The 16762-nt window shown below is 64.0% G+C and carries 13 protein-coding genes and 1 pseudogene; 8 read left to right on the forward strand and 6 right to left on the reverse strand.

The annotated features are described in order from the left end of the window. Positions 1-9: 9 nt before the first annotated feature. Positions 10-1452 carry a M48 family metalloprotease gene (locus AACL56_RS01805; RefSeq protein ID WP_339092783.1) on the reverse strand — a complete coding sequence of 481 codons (1443 nt, stop codon included), beginning with the start codon at positions 1450-1452 and terminating at the stop codon, positions 10-12. A 173-nt stretch (positions 1453-1625) separates the two neighbouring features. Between AACL56_RS01805 and moaC the strand changes: the two genes are divergently transcribed. After that, entirely contained in the window at positions 1626-2108 is a 483-nt protein-coding gene (gene moaC, locus AACL56_RS01810; RefSeq protein WP_339088129.1) for a cyclic pyranopterin monophosphate synthase MoaC, read from the forward strand. A 44-nt stretch (positions 2109-2152) separates the two neighbouring features. Here the strand turns inward: moaC and AACL56_RS01815 are convergent, their stop codons facing one another. Further along, on the reverse strand, positions 2153-3841 hold the full coding sequence (locus AACL56_RS01815) for a PglL family O-oligosaccharyltransferase (RefSeq protein WP_339088130.1): 1689 nt from the start codon (positions 3839-3841) through the stop codon (positions 2153-2155). A 158-nt stretch (positions 3842-3999) separates the two neighbouring features. Here AACL56_RS01815 and AACL56_RS01820 point away from each other — a divergent pair, with 158 nt between their 5' ends. From AACL56_RS01820 to AACL56_RS01845, 6 genes are all read left to right on the forward strand, one after another. Beyond that, complete coding sequence (locus AACL56_RS01820; RefSeq protein WP_339088131.1) at positions 4000-4479, forward strand: type IV pilin protein; 480 nt, start codon at positions 4000-4002, stop codon at positions 4477-4479. Next, a complete protein-coding gene (locus AACL56_RS01825; RefSeq protein ID WP_339088132.1) occupies positions 4449-5087 on the forward strand; it encodes a GspH/FimT family pseudopilin in 639 nt (212 codons plus the stop codon). The genes AACL56_RS01820 and AACL56_RS01825 overlap by 31 nt, the downstream gene beginning before the upstream one ends. Further along, positions 5081-5545: a type IV pilus modification PilV family protein gene (locus tag AACL56_RS01830; protein ID WP_339088133.1), complete on the forward strand. Its 465-nt coding sequence runs from the start codon at positions 5081-5083 to the stop codon at positions 5543-5545. Before AACL56_RS01825 ends, AACL56_RS01830 begins: the two co-directional genes overlap by 7 nt. 5 nt (positions 5546-5550) lie before the next feature. Continuing rightward, positions 5551-6666: a PilW family protein gene (locus tag AACL56_RS01835; RefSeq protein ID WP_339088134.1), complete on the forward strand. Its 1116-nt coding sequence runs from the start codon at positions 5551-5553 to the stop codon at positions 6664-6666. Continuing rightward, positions 6663-7388: a pilus assembly protein PilX gene (locus AACL56_RS01840; protein WP_339088135.1), complete on the forward strand. Its 726-nt coding sequence runs from the start codon at positions 6663-6665 to the stop codon at positions 7386-7388. Before AACL56_RS01835 ends, AACL56_RS01840 begins: the two co-directional genes overlap by 4 nt. 72 nt (positions 7389-7460) lie before the next feature. Next, positions 7461-11354 carry a pilus assembly protein gene (locus tag AACL56_RS01845; protein ID WP_339088136.1) on the forward strand — a complete coding sequence of 1298 codons (3894 nt, stop codon included), beginning with the start codon at positions 7461-7463 and terminating at the stop codon, positions 11352-11354. Positions 11355-11411: 57 nt separating this feature from the next. Here AACL56_RS01845 and AACL56_RS01850 read toward each other — a convergent pair whose 3' ends face one another. Next, positions 11412-11576, reverse strand: a complete 165-nt coding sequence (locus tag AACL56_RS01850; protein ID WP_339092954.1) for a hypothetical protein — start codon at positions 11574-11576, stop codon at positions 11412-11414. Here AACL56_RS01850 and AACL56_RS01855 point away from each other — a divergent pair. Further along, positions 11562-12453, forward strand: a pseudogene (locus AACL56_RS01855) (integrase core domain-containing protein). The gene AACL56_RS01850 and the pseudogene AACL56_RS01855 sit on opposite strands and share 15 nt — an antisense overlap. A 435-nt stretch (positions 12454-12888) precedes the next feature. Here AACL56_RS01855 and AACL56_RS01860 read toward each other — a convergent pair. The 3 genes from AACL56_RS01860 to AACL56_RS01870 form a co-directional block, all read right to left on the reverse strand. Further along, entirely contained in the window at positions 12889-13434 is a 546-nt protein-coding gene (locus tag AACL56_RS01860; protein WP_339088137.1) for a pilin, read from the reverse strand. Between the two features lie 207 nt (positions 13435-13641). Further along, positions 13642-14445, reverse strand: a complete 804-nt coding sequence (locus AACL56_RS01865) for a 3',5'-cyclic-nucleotide phosphodiesterase (protein WP_339088138.1) — start codon at positions 14443-14445, stop codon at positions 13642-13644. A 29-nt stretch (positions 14446-14474) separates the two neighbouring features. After that, entirely contained in the window at positions 14475-16727 is a 2253-nt protein-coding gene (locus tag AACL56_RS01870; protein ID WP_339088139.1) for a CHASE2 domain-containing protein, read from the reverse strand. Between the last annotated feature and the right edge of the window lie 35 nt (positions 16728-16762).

Here is a 16762-nt window from a genome sequence, read left to right on the forward strand (position 1 = left end):
GAGGCTTCCCTACTTCAGCGGCGGCTCGGCCGCCTGCTCCTTCACCAGCACTTCCACCGCCCGAGCGCGGGTGTCGACGATCGATGCCTCGTAGTGATCGACCACCTTGGACTGCCGGATGATTTCCTGCGCAGCCTTGAAGCGGTCGCGCGCCGCCGGGTAGTCGAGGATCGCCACGTTGGCTTCGGCATCGGCACGCACCGCGCGCAGCGTGTCGTTCTCGGCGCCATACAGGTTGCCGAGCGCGCGCCAGGCCGTGGCGTCGCGCGGGTTCGAGGCCACCCAGTCGCGCAGCACGGGAATCATCGGCGCGGGCTGGCGCATGGCGGTGGCCGCCTCCGCGGACAGCAGCATCTCGGGGCGCTCCTTCGACTTCGCATCGAGCAGCGCGGCGGCCTTGGGCGCAGCGCCCGCCGCCAGCTCGATCTCGGCGCCGAGCCAGCGTGCCTGCCTGGCCGCGGCCGGGTCCTCGGCCGTGCGCGCGACCAGCCGCTCGACCATCGTGCGCGCCGTCCTGTAATCGCGGATCTCCTTGGCTGACAGCGCGGCCGCATAGAGCGTGCCGGCCTGTTGCGCGGGCGAGCTCTTCGCGAACTCGCCACTGGAAGCCTCGGCGATCCACTGCCGCAGCACATCCCCGCCCGGCCGTGTCAGCACACGGGCGCGCGAGGCGACCATCGCGTGGTCCATTGCCAGCGGCACCGGCGGCGCGGTGTCCATGCGGAACTGGAACCGGCCCTGCATGTCCGAGATGCGCTCGGTGGTCAACGGATGGCTGCGCAGGTACGGGAACGAGCCGTTGTCGTTCAGGCGCGAGGCGTACTGCAGCTTCTCAAACATGGCCGCTGCGCCCTGCGGCGCGAAGCCGGCCTGCGTCATCACGCCGAACCCGATCCGGTCAGCCTCGCGTTCCATGTCCCGCGAGAAGTTCAGCTGGTTCTGTGCAAAGAGCGCCTGGCTGCCCATGATCACCGCCTGGCCGGCGTCGCTGCTGCGGCTCTTGCCGGCGGCGATCATCCCGAGGATCAGGCCCGCGATCATGAGCGGCATCTGTTTGCCCTGCTTGTCCATGATGCGCGCGATGTGGCGTTGGGTGACGTGCGAGAGCTCATGCCCGAGCACCGTCGCAAGTTCGTCGCGGCTGCCCACCGCGGCCACCAGCCCGAGGTTCAGGCCCAAGTAGCCGCCGGGCAGCGCGAAGGCGTTGATGTTGCGGTCGCGGCCCAGCAGGATCGTCCAGGCAAAGCGCTCGTCGAGCTCGGGTGTGAGCTCGCCGCGGGTGCGCGCGGCGGCCAGCAGGCGTTGCCAGATGTCCTGCACATAGGCGGCGATCACCGGGTCGTCGATGTAGTCGGTGTCGCGGTAAAGCTCGCGGGCGATCTGGTCGCCGAGATGACGCTCCGCACTGGCCGTCATCTCGCCGCCGTCGCCCAGGCCGGGCAACACCTGCATCTGCGCCAGCGCGGGCGCCGGAAGCAGCACCTGGGACGCTATCAGGAACGTAGCGCAGAGCGACCGGAGCGCGGGCGCCAGCTGGCTTTTTCGGGGGGTGTGGGGAGTCAAGCGGGCATTCCTCGTCTGTGGCTCGGGCTCGTATGATGCAACTTCAACCCGATCGTTCACGCATGAGTTCTCTCACCCATTTTGACGCCCAGGGCCAGGCCCACATGGTCGACGTCGCCGCCAAGCCCGCCACCCACCGCGTGGCCGTCGCCACCGGCCGCATCGAGATGCAGGCGGCCACGCTGGCGCTGATCGAGTCGGGCTCCGCGAAGAAGGGCGACGTGCTCGGCATCGCGCGCATCGCGGGGATCCAGGCCGCGAAGAAGACGAGCGACCTGATTCCGCTGTGCCACCCGCTGGCGCTGACGCGGGTGGCGGTAGCCTTCGCGCTGGCGGACGCAGGGAGCACGCCGCAGGTGGCGTGCACGGCAACCGTCGAGACCGTCGGGCCAACGGGCGTCGAGATGGAGGCGCTGACCGCGGTGCAGGTGGCGCTGCTCACCGTCTACGACATGTGCAAGGCGGTGGACCGCGGCATGCGGATCACCGATGTGCATGTGCTGGAGAAGCACGGGGGGAAGTCGGGGAGCTGGGTGGCCGAATAGCCGCCGGCACACGGCACGCCGCCGTGCCCCGCTGTCCACAGCGGCTACGGCGCCGCGCCGTCATCCGCGTCTGCTTTCATCCATCGGGCGAAGTCCGCGGGAAACGCGTTGCTGAAACGCTCCGCCTCTTCCCGCGCTTCTGCTTCGTGCCCCAGCAGCTCGGCACTCTCGATGAGCTTCACGATGACGCGCGGCTCCGGCGAGAAATGCATGACGCGCTTCGCCAGTTCATGCACCGCGCCGGCGTTTTCGCGCGTGACGGTCGTCAGCGTGAGTTCCGCGAACTGCACCTGGTTGGCGAAGAGCCGGGACGCACGAATCTTGGCCAAGGTGTCGTCCTCATAGGGCGCCAGCCGCTCTTCGCGAGGCAGGTAGATCTGGCTGATGCGAAGGTAGTCCCAGCCGGCATAGCCGACGATGGCCAGCAAGGCCGCGGCGGCATAGGGCGCCGCTTTTTCAATGCGTTGCGAGTGCCGGCCCGGCCACAGCAGTCCGATGCAAAGTCCGAAGACCAGCTGGAACGGCCCGTACCAGAGCGGGTACTCGAGCAGGCTGTGCAGGACGATGGCCCAGAGCATTCCCCAGGCCATGAGCCGGACCGGATCGCGCTCGCGCCACGGCCGGGCGCGAAGGACCAGCCAGAGAAAGCCGCCGCAGATCAGCACGGCGGCGGGAATCCCGAGCTCGACCGCGAGATGCAGCGGCAGGTTGTGCGCGTTGTCCAGGATCTCGACGAATCGCCCGCCGCTGTACGCAGCGCTGTAGTGCACATATGACAACTCGCCCCAGCCCCAACCCGTCCAGGGATGCTCCGAAATCAGCGCCAGCACGTTGCGCCAGAGCAGGATGCGGCTGTGATCGTCGGGTGCGCCGCTTTTCAGGCGCTCGATCATGGTCTCCACACCTGGGCCGCCGCCAGCGGCCAGCCTCGGCAGCACCCAGGCGATCGCGAAGTACAGCGGTATCGCCGCGAGCAGCAACCGAGGCGCCGGCAGGCGAAACGGGACCGCCGATTGCTGCGGCACGCCCCGACGCTCTCTTCTTGCGATGAAGCTCGCTACGCCGAGGATCGAGAGCAACTGCAGCAGGCCCGTGCGCGAGGTCGATGCCGCTGCCGCGATCAGCAACAGCAACCCCGCCGCCATCAGGCCCCGCCGCGTGCGCGTCGAATCGCTCGTGGCGTGAAGCCACAGCACCGCGCACCAGGACAGGCTGATCAGCGTCGCGAACTGGTTGCGCTGGCGCAGGTTGCCGTAGGCCTGGCCAAGTGCGGGCGAGGTTGTCCACGGCACCAGGGGTTCGGCCAGGCCGTAGTACTGCAGCAGGCCGAGGAGTGCGCTGACCAGGCCCGCGACAAGCACGCCCATGGCCAAGGACGAAGACGCAGTCTGCCCATCGAACGCCATGCCGGTGCCCAGGCTTGCCGCTGCCGCAATGCCTGCAATTGCGAGACAGGCTGGGCCCCATGCTGAGAAAGCATCCCACCCGGAAAGCGCGACAAGAACGCCACCAACCCCCAGCCAGCCCCACACGCCACGCGCGGGCGAGCCGACGCGCCCGCGCAAGAGCAGTGCGCCAAGACATGCCCAGGAAACGAGCATTTGCCAGACATTGACCGAGGGGCCGGCAACCAGGGGGCAGAGAAACGGAACGGCGACAAGCACCGTTCGCAGGACGTCAAGAGCCTTGAAAGCGGAAAAAACGGAGCCAGAAGGCACTGCACAAGACGTCATCAGGTCGATTGTGCCGAGCCGGCCTGCCGACGAATGGTCATTACCGGGAGATGGAAGGTTTTGCAAAAGCAAACACTTAGAGACATCCTTTAACAACTCTGTGTAATTGTTGCCCAGCTGTTTCCGGTCTCGCCGGGCGGGGCTGAAAGGTGTCCTTGATGAAACAACAAAACGTCCGAAGCCGGGCCCATCGCAAGCTGTCCCGTGGCTTCACGCTGATCGAAGTGATGGTCACCGTGGCGATCATCGGCATTCTGGCTGCCATCGCCATTCCTTCGTACAACGACTACATCCGCCGCGGCCAGTTGCCAGAAGCGTTCGGACAACTGTCCGACTACCGGACGAAGATGGAGCAGTACTACCAGGACACGCGCAACTATGGTTCGAGCACCGCCTGTGCTGATGACGCCAGCGCAAGCAGCTGGAAAAGCTTTGCCCCCGGCAATGCCAAGTACTTCAGGTACGAGTGCGTGACCAGCAACTCCAACCAGAATTACGAGATCAAGGCCATCGGCATTGCCGGTCAAGCCACCGGACATACGTTCACGATCAACCAGAACGGCGATCGTGGAACGACCTTCTTCAAGGGCGCTGCAGTCACGGCTACATGCTGGCTGACGAAAGACAGCACATGCTAAGGCGTCGCAAGAAGCCAGCCGGCTTCACGCTGATCGAGGTAGTCGTCACCATGACGGTGCTGGCGCTGATTCTCGCGGTGGTGCTTCCCAGTGCAGGCACCTGGCTGGACAACACGCGCATCCGCAACGCCGCGGACTCGCTGCAAACCGGCTTGCAGACCGCTCGCAGCGAAGCCATCCGTCGCAACGAGAGCGTTTCCTTCTGGCTCGTTTCCCTCGAGAAGCCCAACGTTCTCGACAACGACTGCGCACTGTCCGGCACCAGCGGATCGTGGGTCGTCAGTGTCACTTCGCCAGCCGGCGGCTGCGCCAACTCGCCTTCCAACACGACCGCCCCGAGGCTCGTGACGGCCAGGCCCATCGGCGACAGCGGCGGCCTTGTGAGCATCAACGCGCTTCAATCCGACGGCAGCGCCGGCACTACCGTCACATTCAACGGGTTCGGCCGGGTGACGAACTCCAGCGACGCCATCCGCCAGATCGACGTCGGCGGGCCGAACTCGAACATCGAATACCGCAAGCTGCGGCTCGAAATCAGTTCGTCCGGCGCCGTAAGGATGTGCGACCCCCAGCTGCCCTCGAGTGCAGAGGACCCACGCAAATGCTGACCCGTCATCGCCCGCCGCAGCGCGGCAAACACAGCCTGTCGAAGGCGTTTCACGGTCCATCGGCCCGTCAACGGGGTGTCGTCCTCGTCGAGGTGATGGTCGCGATCCTTCTTTTCATTCTCGGCGTTGTCGGGCTCGTCGGCCTGCAGAGTTCGATGACACGCGCACAGACCGAGGCAAAGATCCGAGCCGATGCAACGTTCCTGGCGACGGAAGTGTTGGGTCGCCTCTGGTCCGATGTGAACAACATCTCGCTCTACAACGGGAGCGCCTGTGCCGGCCTTCCACGTTGCAAGGAATGGCAGGACAAGGTGAGCCGGGAATTGCCGGGAGGCACGGGCGCAATCACCGTGGACGCACTCACCGGCGACGTGGCCGTGACCGTGAGCTGGTCGCTGCCAAGCGGCGAAACCCACCAATACGTCGCCAACACCACTGTGATCAAGGCCGGGACCTGAGCGCCATGACAAAACCAACGCCTCTTCACCGCCATCGCGGCAAATCGCACGGCTTCACTCTCGTCGAGTTGATGGTCGGGCTTGCTCTTGGCCTGCTCACTGTGCTTGTGATCACGCAGGTGATCGTGGTGTCCGAGGGAAAGAAGAGAACTTTGACGATGGGCAGCGATGCGCAAGTCAATGGTGCCCTCTCCATCTTCACCATACAGCGCGATGTCCAGATGGCCGGCTACGGCGCGTCGGTCATCCCGGACGCGCTGGGTTGCGCAACCAAGGGCAAGCGCGATTCGGATGCCGAGTTCAGCTTCACGCTCGCCCCTGTCGTCATCGCGGCTGGTGCAAGCGGTGCACCTGACCAAGTGACGGTCCTGCTAAGCACCAAGGCCGGCTTCTCGGTGCCCATGATCACCAGCGAGAACCACCCTCAATCTACAGACTACTTCGTGGTGAAGTCGTCTTTCGGTGCAGTTGCAGGCGACGTGATGATTGCCGTTCCGAAACTCCAGAGTGCCGATGTCGGCTGCGCCGTGTTCAATGTGAATCCGAGCGGGTCTTCCTTGCTGACGACCACGCAAATCCCGCATGCCTCGGGCACCAACGGCAAGTGGAACAGCAGCTCGGTCTTTCCCACCGATGGCTATCCCGACGGCAGCTATCTGTTGAACATGGGAAGCCTTGCCCAGCGCACGTACTCCGTCAGCACTTCGAATGCGCTACAGATGGCCGAGCGGTCGGCAGCCGTCAGCACGCCGCTGCAGCAGGAGCTCTATTCCGGGATCGTCAACCTCCAGGCCCTGTACGGAAAAGACACCGATGGCGACGGCGTGATCGACAAATATGACAAGACCTCCCCAACCACCAACGACGGCTGGCGACAGGTGCTTGCGGTTCGCATTGCCGTAGTGGCCCGGAGCAATCAACCCGAGCGGGATGAAGTCACCACGACCCAGCCGCAATGGGATCTGGGCAACGTGACCGTCGGCGATCTCACTCCTTCCAATTGCTACACCAACAGCAAGTGCGTGCCGCTGAAGGTCGATCAGGCGAGCGACTGGAAGAACTACCGCTACAAGGTCTACGACACCGTCATTCCGCTGCGCAACGTGCTCTGGAACTCATGAAAAACGTCAAAGGCATGAATCTCGTCCTGACTCCACACCGCAGGGCCAATGGCCACGGCGATCGCTGCCATCGGCAACATGGCATCTCTTTGCTGTTTGCGCTCCTCGCGCTGGTCGCTTTGTCGCTGGCGACCCTGGCGCTTGTTCGATCGGTCGATACAGGCACCATGTTGATGGGCAACATCGGGTTCAAGCAGGATGTCACCGCGACGGCCGACCAGGGCACGCGACAGGCCATCGAGTGGCTGAACGCCAACGCGGCCAGTTTGAACACCGATGCCGCGGATGGGCAGGGCTACTACGCGAGCACCACCGATCTGGTGGACGTGACGGGCAGACAGATGTTGAATGATTCGACACGCGCCCTCGTGAACTGGGATTGGGACGATGCCAGTCTCAAGGATTGCAGCTCGGCGACGGATGGCAGTTTTGCCTCCTGCAGCCTGAAGCCCGCGACCGGGACCGCCGTCTCCGGCAACAGCAACTCAACCCGCTACATCATCTTCCGGATGTGCGCCCAGACCGGGGACTACGCCAGTAGCACCAACAACTGCGCCAAGCCCGTGGCCAACAGCAGTTCGAGTGCGACCAAGAAGGGCGAGCTGAACTACTCCGACCCGCTTCGCTTCAGCGGAACGTCGGGCCCATATTACCGGATCATCGTTCGCGCAAAGGGCGCGAGAGACACGACGAGCTTCACCGAAACCATCGTTCACTTCTGAGCGAGACAACGCTCGCACGAGAACAACATGCACACCTTTTCAATCTGGCGGAATTCCTGCGAGGACCGCGGCATGATGCTGCGCCTGATCGGCGCGACTCTGCTCGCCGGCATCGTGCCGGCCGCGATGGCCGCGACGACCGATATCGCCGCGCAGCCCTTGGCAACGCTGCCCACGGTGCAGGCCAAGCCCAACTTGCTGTTCATCCTGGACAACTCCGGGAGTATGGGCAACGCCTACATGCCCGATGAAATGAACAGCAATGGGCGTTATGGATATTGGAGTTCTCAATGCAACGGCGTTGCATTCGACGAGACGCTCAGCTATGCCCCTCCGGTGAATGCGGACGGCACCTCGTTTCCCAACGCAACATTCACGAGTGCCTGGTCGGACGGCTATGCCCAGTCGGGTTCCGACAATCTCAACAACAACACCTACTACGTCTACAGCGGGACGCAGCCTGCGATGGGCTGGACCTACTCCAAGAGCGACGGCAACGTCGACTCCAGCACGACCTTCTACAAGGAATGCCAGAGCGGCCTCGGGAAGACGCCGGGCAGCAATGTTTTCACGCTGAAGACGATCACGACGAGCGACACGGCCGCGCTCAAGCAGAAATACGCCAACTGGTACGCGTACTACCGCACCCGTCGGCTCCTCATGCGCACGGCAGCGGGCAAGGCGCTGCAGGTGCTGGGTTCGGGCTATCGGGTCGGGTTCACCACCATCAGCAACACGGGCGTGACGAACAACGGGGGCTTCCAGGAAGTGCTCGACTTCGATGCCACGCAGAAGGCGACGTTTTACACCAAGCTCTACGCAGCTTCGGGCAGCGGAACGACCCCGCTGCGCGGTGCGCTGTCGAAGGCCGGGCGTTACTTTGCCAAGCAGGTCCCAGGTCAGACGACCGATCCCGTCCAGTATTCATGTCAACGCAACTACGCCTTGCTGTCGACGGACGGTTACTGGAACACAGGCAGCGAGAACAGTTCCTACGGCGCGTTCAAGCTCGACGGATCGACCGCTGTCGGCCAACAGGACGGCGCGGAAGACCGTCCTATGCGCGACGGCACCTATACGCAGAAAACTGCCGTGACACCGACGACCTCGGTGGAACTGCAGAACGTTGTGACGGTCAGCACGACGCCCACGCCTTGGACGCGCTACGTCTGGGGCGTCGCAAAGACGACGAGCACTTGCAGCGGCACCGCCAACCGCTACGCGGTCTCACGGATCACGCAGACCCGCACGGAGTCGGTCGAAAGCACCAAGACAGTCGTGAACAGGCTGACGACCACTTCCACGAGAACGGTGATCACCCGCGACGATGTGCTGATCAGTGACAGCACGAGCACTGGCAATACGACCACCCAGCAGGTCAGCTCGACCACGGCACAAACAGGCGACACGTATTCGGGTTGGGTCACGAGCGCCACGAGCGCCGATTCGTGCTTGACGGCAACCAATCTCAACAACTTCGGGCTGACCGCTGGCAGCACTTACTACACGAACAGCAACACGGTCAACGCCTCCGCCACGAAGACGACCGACAACACCTACGCAGGTACGTCGGGCAGGGCAGGCACAGTGGCCGTGGTCGGACCCACGACGACTTCGCAGGGAACGACAGTCACCACGGGCGACACGACCACGACGGTGGTCAACGCGACAGGCGTGGCCGACACGCTCGCCGACGTGGCCGAGTACTACTACAACACGGACCTTCGAACCAGCGCGCTGGGCAACTGCAGATCCGGTTCGAGCGGCGAGGACACCTGTTCCAACAATCTGAAGGGTGCCGGACGGGATTCTGCGACCTGGCAACACATGACGACCTTCACGATCGGCCTGGGTGTGAACGGCACGCTGGCCTACGATCGCAACTACCTGGCGCAGGCGACCGGGGACTACATCAATCTCGTCAAGGGCATCGTGTCGTGGCCAACGCCGGAGGTCAGCTCGAATGGCGGCGATGCGCGAAACATCGATGACCTCTGGCACGCGGCCGTCAACGGCCGGGGTCAGTACTACTCCGCGCTCAACGCCGCCGCGCTCGCTGAAGCCATCACGGGCGTGGTGAATACCATCCAGGAAGTCCATGGCTCCGCGTCTTCGGCATCGACCAGTGCGCTCGAACTGGTGGCCGGCGACAACAACCAGGTCTACAAGGCCAGCTACACGACCAAGTCGTGGACCGGCGACCTCGAGGCCTATACCCTGAACGGCACGGATGCAACCATCGGCACAACGCCGCTCTGGTCGGCGCAGGCTTTGCTCGATGCAGCCGCACCGACATCCCGGAAGATCTACTACAAGCAGCCGTCCACCACGACGTTGCGCGCGTTCAACTGGACCAACCTCAACACCGACGGATACGGCGCGAGATTCAGCAATCTCTGCACGCAGGCCGTGGTGGCCTCGCAATGCGCGTCACTGTCCACCGCCGACAAGAACGCCGCCAATACGGGTGAGAAGCTTGTCGACTATCTTCGCGGCGTCCGCACATTCGAAGCGGCGAGTACGACGAACAGCACCACCGCTGCGCTGTATCGCAAGCGGACCCATGTGCTGGGAGACATCATCAACGGCGCGCCGGTCTATGTTGGCAAGCCTCCGTTCAGTTATGCCGATGCAGGTTATGCGGCGTTCGTGACTTCGAAGGCAACTCGCAAGCCGGTGGTTTACGTGGCAGCCAACGACGGCATGCTTCACGCATTTTCGGCAGGCTCTTCGGACGGTGGAACGGAGCTGTGGTCTTACGTGCCGAGCCATGTCATTCCGAATCTCTACAAGCTGGCCGATGCGTCGTACGAGTCCAAGCACCAGTACTACGTCGACGGCGCACCGGTCATGGCAGACATCAAGGTGGGCTCGACCTGGAAGACCATCCTCGTGGGCGGCCTGAACTCCGGTGGCAACGGCTACTACGCGCTCGACATCACCGATCCCGAGAATCCGCTCGCGCTCTGGGAGTTCACCAATGCCAACATGGGCCTGACCTACGGCAACCCGGTCGTTACCAAGCAGGCGGATGGCACATGGGTCGTGGCGTTCACGTCCGGCTACAACAATACCGGCGGCGACGGCCTGGGTCACCTGTATGTGGTGAATGCCAGCACTGGCGCGCTGATCCACGACCTGCCGACCACGGCAGGCAGCGCGGCTTCGCCGAGCGGCTTGTCGAAGATCAACGCGTGGATCGACGTGACCTCCGACAACACCACCAAGCGCTTCTATGGCGGAGACTTGCAAGGCAACCTCTGGCGGTTCGACATCGACAACCTGGTGCTCCCGCATCAAAGCGCAATGCTGCTGGCCAAGTTCCAGGTCGATGCCAGCACGCTGCAGCCGATCACGACGAAGCCTGAAACTGCCGAAGTCGATGGAAAGCCAATCATCGTGGTAGCGACAGGCCGCTACCTGGGCGCCTCCGACGTCGAGGACACCACGCAGCAGACGATCTACGCGGTGAAGGACAACCTCACCGACGCGGGCTGGGGAGATGTGCGGGCCGATACGACCAACATGGTCAGGCAGACCCTGACGGCCACTGGAACCACGGCGACGATCACCAACAACCCGGTCAATTGGTCGAACAAGGGCGGATGGTGGGTCGACTTGCCGCACTCGCGAGAGCGCGTATCGACCAACATGGGCCTGCAGTTCAGCACTTTGGCAATCGTGAGTGCCATCCCGAGTGGAGATGCATGCGCGTCCGGCGGATCGTCCTGGCGCTACTACCTCAACGTCACCAACGGAGGCGTTCTAACGACGACGGCGGTTGGTACGCAGTGGAGCAGCGATGCGCTGGTGGTCGGCCTAGGCTGGGTGAAGCTCAGCAATGGCAATGTGCGCGTCCTGATTCAGGACAGCACGGGCAAGGTGACGCCGGATACGCCGCCGACGACGAGCTCGTCGGGAGCCGGGAGTGTTCGTCGGACGTCTTGGCGGGAGTTGACGGATTAGGTGTTGAGCCCTGAGCGAGACGGGCCAAACAGTAATTCGATCAAGCTTTTGATGCGCTCACCAACTGACTTCAGTTTGATCGAACCAATGATCGTTGTCGCTACGTTCGAGTGCTTCGGCTGTCGGGCCTCTGCCGGTGTCCCAGGACAACATGGTTCGAGCAAATGTTTCGGAAGTCTCAATGCCCAATTGGCGTACCTGCGCCGCATGGAGATGGTTCATGACATCATTGAACGTGGGGCCAGCGCATCAGATGCGGCGGCTTCGCAAGGTGTCAGCGCAGTCACCGCTCGGAAATGGCTGGCCTACTACTTGTCGATGGTGCGGCAGGCCTGCTGGACAAATCCTCCCAGAGAAGTCACCTCACGCTATCGCCTCATGTAGCGCTGACCATTGTTGAGTTGCGCCGCAGACTGTTCCTGCAGGCACGAATCGCCGCCTCTTACATGAGCGTGTTCAAGGCGACTGTCAGCCGCGAGCTGCGGCGTGCCGGGCTGTCGCGTTTGAGTGACCTGCGCCCAGACGAGCCCGTGCAACGCTAGGAGCGCGAGGGCCCCGGCAAGCTGCTGCACGTCGACCTCAAGAAGCTTGGACGCTTTGACAAGGTTGGCCACCGCTTCACCGGCGACCGCGCCCCGCGTGCGCGCAGCGTCGGCCGGGACGTTGTCTTCGTGGCCGTGGACGACCAGCCGTCTGGCCTTCACGCAGGTATCCCGACTAGACCAAGTTTTCAGTGCCGACGCGTTCCTACGGGCTGTCGTGGGCTACTTCGCGAGCATGCGTGGACCAATCCAAAGGGTACCGACCGAGACCAAGAACGGCATGTCATTCCGTTCGGAGCTATTCGGAGCTGTTCGCCGAAGCGTGTCTTGAACTGGGCATTGGCCAGAAGTTCACGGGGGGCATATCGCTTACAGCCCAACGGCAAGGCCGAGCGCTTCATCCAGTCGGCCCACGCGAGTGCGCCTACGGACGTGCCTACGCGAACTCAAACCAGCGTCGGGAGGCCTTGCTCGTGTGGAATCACTTCTGCAACTGGCATCGGCCGCACCGCGGCATCAACCTCGCAGTGCCTGTCTCGTGTCTCTCGATGTCTTGAAAGAACCTCTTGACACTTCACACCGTAGAGCGCTCAAAACGTGGCCGTTTAGTCCTGTGGTCGCATCGGTCGTAATTTCTGCAGCTGACCCGAATGTGGGATATACGGATACAAACCTTCGTATTGTTCATTGCCATGTCGCGCCATGACAGCCTCGTGCTCCAGAGATAGCTGCCAAGATTAACAAGAGTTGTTGGAAGGCCGATCTCAGTGGCCGCATCCCTGTGCAGCATCACATAAGCACTTGGAACCTTTGCATCGCATGAAACTCGACCCGGCGATGAAAGCGCAGGTGAGTTTCGATGATCCGCCTCTGCTACAAGCAAATGGATTTTGGCGTGTTCGACAAGATCCTGACCGTTTGGCAAAGCGAGCGGACTGACAAGTCGAAAGACAAAAAAGCCGCCCGGAGGCGGCTTGCTTAGCGAGAGCTAATTAGCGGCATTCAGCAGGGGCGTACTTGGCGGGCAGCGTGCCCGTAGCGGCGGAACCCAGGCCGCGGGTGCCGGCGGTCGTTGCCGTAATGCTGCCGCAAGCCCAGTCGATAGCGCCAGCCTTGTCAGCCAAAGCAGCCTTCTGCACATTCGGCGAGAAAATGAGCGTCGTGTTCTTCACTTCGGCGGGGAAGCCAGCACTGTCGTTGTTCTTCAGCGTGACCGTGATTTGGCCTTCGGAGCCGTCATCCTTGCTGATGGCAATGCTCTCGATGTACTTGGTCGACTTTTCGCCAGCGTCCTTACCATTGAACGTATCCGCTGCAGCCTTCACGCCTGCCAGTCCGTCCGTTTGGAAAGCTTCGCTGACGAGCGACTTTGCGGACGTCGCATTGATCACAGCTTCCGAGACCTTTGCGCGGACCGTGTAGTCTTGATACGCTGGCAGAGCCACCGCAGCCAAGATACCGATGATCGCCACAACGATCATCAGTTCGATAAGGGTAAAGCCGGCCTGTGCGCGGCGGGCGAGAGTACGACGGTTCATTGAACTAACTCCAGGTTGGTTGGTTGTTACGCCCGGGAACCTGCCCGGAGCGGATTACCTTCCGCAGCATCCGTGCCAACCTGTTTTCAATCGCTTACATCCCAAGACTAGTGATTTTGTTCACACTCCGGTTACAGCAAGTGACACTTTGCGCTCTTCGATGAGACAAACAGTGACAAGTTTGTCAGTACCTTCGTTTCTGACAGCTCAAAACGTCAGTACGCCATCAGCCTTCAGCCAGCGGATGTCGCGCTGCGCCAGCCCGGCGACCTGGTGCGCAGCCAGCACCTCGATCTGGCTCATGATCTCCTCGGTCTCCGCCGGCTTCGTGTGCGTGATGTAGATCGGAAACTGCTTCCCCACATCGATATGCGCCAGCTCATCGGCCAGCGCTGCCGGCGACAGATGCAGGCTGCGTTCGGCCAGCGCCTGTTCCCTGCTGCTGAAGGCGGTCTCGATCACGAGCATGGCAACGTCCAGCGAGTTCACTCGCTCCCAGAACGGCGCGTTGCGTTCGGTGTCTCCGCTGAACACCCAGTGAGCGCCCCCTTCGGCGCGGCGCACGGCGAATCCGCACGCGGGCACGGTGTGGACCGCGGGCAGCACCTCGATGCGCTTGGGCTCGCGGGTTCCCAATGCAAGCACCTGCCCGACGGCGATGTCGTGAAAGCTGACGAACGGCGCGTCCAGGCTCGGGATGCTTTCGAAATCCGGCCAGATCACGTTGTTGAACACGTGCGCCCGCAGCGCCTCGATGGTGGCGCGCAGCGCGTGCACGCGCAGCGGCCTCGTGCGCCGGCTGCCGACGGCGTCGAGCATGAGAGGGAGCGCGGCGATGTGGTCGAGGTGGCTGTGCGTGAGCACGACGTCGTCGATGCCGGCCATTTCGTCGAGTGTGAGGTCGCCGACGCCGGTGCCGGCGTCGACGAGAAGGTCGGTGTCGACCAGGAAGGAGGTGGTGCGGCAGTCTTTGGCGATGGCGCCCGAGCAACCCAGCACACGAACCTGCATTGTGAGAGACCCCTTGAATGTGTCTGTCGTCATTTGGTTTCGAACCGGGTCGCGCCGTCCCAGTTCGGGTCTTGCGGTCGCAACGCCATCGAGGCTAAACGCTGCGCGTAGAGCTGGTAAAGGACTTTTTCGGCATCGGCGGCGAGCAGCGGAGCGAGCAGGCTGCGCCCCTCGGCCCAATCCTGGCGGCGGTAGGCGGCCAGCACTTCGGCCCACTGCCCGAGCAGTTGCCGGGCCTGCTCGGCTGCCTCGGGCGTGCGGGCGTCGAGCGGAGTGAACACGGCCACCGCCTGGGCCTTGCCCTTGACGCGCACGCTGTCCAGCTCCTGCCAGATGTGGTCCGGCGCCAGTTCGCGGGTGCTGGCGCTGGCCACGATTTCCACCCCGTAGTGTCCGCTCAACCCCTCCAGGCGCGAAGCGAGGTTGACCGCGTCGCCGACCACGGTATAGCTGCGGCGCGCGGTCGAACCCATGTCGCCCACGCTCATCACGCCGCTGTTGATGCCGATGCCCACGCTGATCTCGGGCTGGCCGGCGGCACGATGGACGCGGTTGATGTCGTGCACGGCATCGGCCATGTCGAGTGCCGCCCGAACGGCCAGGCTCGCATGGTCGGCCGTGTCGATGGGCGCGCCCCAGAAGGCCATCACGCAATCGCCCATGTACTTGTCGACGGTGCCGCGGTGCGCGCTGATGACGTCGGTGAGCCGGCTGAACACGGTGTTGAGAAAGGCCTGCAGCTCGGCTGGCGACATCTGCTCCGACAGGCGGGTGAAGTCGCGCATGTCGCAGAACACCACGGTCATGGGCTTGCTCTCGGCGCGCATGCTGTAGCGGTCGGGCTGCACCAGCATTTCGTCGACCAGCTGCGGTGGCACGTAGGTGCCGAAGAGCCGCACCAGCCCCCGCCGGGCGCGGGACTCGACGAGATATCCCCAGCTCATGTTGAGCGCGAAGGCGGCCGCGGCCATCGCCAGCGCCGAGGCCAGCGGCAGGACGAGTCCATGGGCCGCGTAGAGCCAGACATCGAGCCCGGTCAGCGCGGCGATCGTCGCCGCGGTCAGGAGCACGGCGCGCAGCGCCGGCAGCAGCGACAGCCCGAATGCGAGCAGCAATCCGCTCGCCAGCACGGTGACGACTTCGTAGCCGGGGGCGTAGTCCGGCGCGCTGAGCAGCCGGCGATCGAGCAGTGCCGACACGACGTTGGCATGCACTTCGACGCCGGGGAACGCCGCCTCGACCGGCGTGGCGCGCAGGTCCTGCAGTCCGGGCGCGGTGGCGCCGACGAACACGATCTTGTCCTTGAGCTCGGCCGCAGCCAGCCGTCCCTCGAGCACATCGGCGGCAGGCAGGTAGCGAAACGATCCGCCGCTGGCGCCGCCGAGACCGCGGTACGGCACCGGCATGCTCGAGGTCTGGTCGACCGGGATGCGCAGCGACCCGATTCGCAGCGATTCCAGCAGCGGCGGTTCGCTGCCCGGCGCGAATGCCGGGTGCACCGCAGGCCCGCCATTGGCCAGCCGATAGACCGCGAGGCCCAGCGACTCGTAGTAGCCGCGCTGCGCCTGGTCGCCGTCGTAGCGCGCCAGCAGCGGCACGCTGCGGATCACGCCGTCGCTGTTGGTGCTGACCAGCGTGTTGAGGAAGCCGGCGACCGGCGCAGCCTGGGCCAGCGACGGCAGGCTGGCGCCGAAGCCGCTCCATGTGGTGGCGTAGGCGCCTCGGATGGGGAAGGCTTCTTCCGGCACCAGCGGCGCGGGCGGCAACCGGCCCTTGGCGGTCGAAGCATCCGAGTGAGTGAAGTAGTAGCCCAGCGCCACCGGCCGGCCCTTCAAGGCGTCGGCGAAGGTGGCGTCGTGATCGAGCACCGGCGCGAGGCGCTCGATTTCCGAAGCCAGGCCGGGCATGCCCTGCAGCGGCCCTTTGGCGATCTGGCGCAGCCGCTCGAGGCCCGAACTCCGGTCCGGCTCGAGGAACATCACGTCGAAGCCGACCACGGCCGCCTGCTGGCGGGTCAGCAGTTCGGTGGTGAGGGCGGCGATCTTGTCGCGTGCCCAGGGCCATTGCCCCTGCCGCGCCAGGCTGGCGTCGTCGACGTCGACGATCACCACGCGGGGATCGGGCGTGCGCGGCATGGTGGCACGCAGCCGGACATCGTAGATCAGGCGGTCAAGGCGTTCGATCGCGCCCAGCGGCCAGAGCCCCGTCGCGTGCGCCAGCGCCAGCAGCACCGGCAGAAATGTGATGGCAATGCGCGGCCAGTGGCGCCGGAGCCCGCTCACGGCGTCCCGTCCAGGCGGGCTGGGCCGCGGCAAGC

Origin of the sequence: Variovorax paradoxus (assembly GCF_902712855.1) — a bacterium.
Lineage (GTDB): Bacteria > Pseudomonadota > Gammaproteobacteria > Burkholderiales > Burkholderiaceae_C > Variovorax > Variovorax paradoxus_Q.